Annotated in this window: 1 protein-coding gene; it reads left to right on the top strand. The window is 48.1% G+C overall.

Annotation, left to right across the window (positions count from 1 at the left end; genetic code table 11):
- Positions 1-184: 184 nt before the first annotated feature.
- On the top strand, positions 185-1,084 hold the full coding sequence (locus tag FJZ26_06000; GenBank protein MBM3229960.1) for an asparagine synthase: 900 nt from the start codon (positions 185-187) through the stop codon (positions 1,082-1,084).
- Positions 1,085-1,464 lie beyond the last annotated feature (380 nt).

Below are 1,464 nucleotides of genomic sequence, written 5' to 3'. Positions count from 1 at the left end.
ACGACTGCCATAAGGGAACTTAGTTTTTCAGACGCTCCCTTAAGGCTTTCAACCCTTTAGTTAATCACCAGCAACGAAACGACTGCCATAAGGGAACTTTAACAATTCACGTGCTCCCCCCGGTGGTAGCTCCCCCCATTAGATTATCACCAACACTGCATATTTTCACAAATCTGGTTTTTCCATGTCATTTTCTCCATCGGGGCTTGAGGCCATAATCGAAAAAGGCATCAAAAGAAGCGAAAAGCAGGTCGTCTACATTTCCCGCCAGCTTGCAATTTCGCTGAAAAAATCCGTCATGCTTGCAATTGACGATGCAAATTCAACTCATGTTCAAGATACCGGCAATTCTGGCAGTGGCAATGCCGGCACAGTAAAGTGCGCAGTGGCTTTTTCAGGCGGCCTTGACAGCACCATAATTGCAAAGTGCGCAATAGAAAAAGATCCAGGCGTGCTGCTGGTTTGCGCAGGCTTTGAAGGCTCAAAGGACGTTGAGGCTGCAACCAAAATCGCAAGGCGGCTTGGCGCAAGAAACCTCATACTTGAGAAGCTAACATGCGAATCCCTCATGGCAAATCTTGAGGAGTGCAAGAAAATCCACGAGGGCACTTTTCTTGAAATGGAACTGATGCTTGGAGCATACTCGGTTTGCAAGGCCGCAAAGCAGTCTGGAGTCCAAACCATTCTTTTTGGAAGCGGGGCCGAGGAATTATTTGCAGGCTATGAGCGCCACTATGACAAATACGAAGGTGGGGAGGATTTGCTTGAAGTGCTAAAGGTCGAACTAAAGGCGCTTCCAAGAAAAGACCTGTCGCTGACTGCCAAAGTCGCAGCACATTTTGGCCTTCAAGTCGCGTTTCCCTTCATTGACGAGGACATAATCACAATAGCCTATGGCTGCACGGCCGAGTCCAAAATATTCGAACGGCAGATGAAAAAGCCGCAGCTTCGAGAAGCTGCTGCAAAGCTTGGCCTGCCGCCTGAAGCAGTCCATAGGCCAAAAGTCGCAATGCAATACGGAATGGGCATCCACAAGATTCTAAGCGAAAAATACAACGAGAACCCGGGCCTGTTCAGGGAATAAATGCTGAATCCGCCATTTCAAAATTCCATCAGGCTTTTTTGCCCCTTGCCTTTTTCCGCCTTTTCAAGCCCCGAAATCCGCACCCCCGCCCTCCTGCAAACAACAGTCAGATTTTCCTCGAAAAAGGACTTTGAAAGCTCATTAATCACGGATTGCAGCCTTGTCAAATCGCAGTTTGCAGTTTCAAACGACCTGCTTTTTGTGTGGGTTTTAAGGTTTGCCAGAATGAAAATAACGCTTGCTGTTCTATACTGCAGGCCTTCATCCCTGGCGCTTTGAACAACATCCTGTGCAAGCCTGGAGCAAAATCCTGCAACTTCCCCCCAGTCGCTTGTGTCCGATTTCATTGTCGCAATCCTTGAAATCTGTTCCGGCATCTC

It is taken from the genome of Candidatus Parvarchaeota archaeon (genome assembly GCA_016866895.1).
Classification (GTDB): domain Archaea; phylum Micrarchaeota; class Micrarchaeia; order Anstonellales; family VGKX01; genus VGKX01.
Note: the sequence above shows the minus strand (reverse complement) of the source record. Positions and strands in the feature narration are given on the sequence as shown.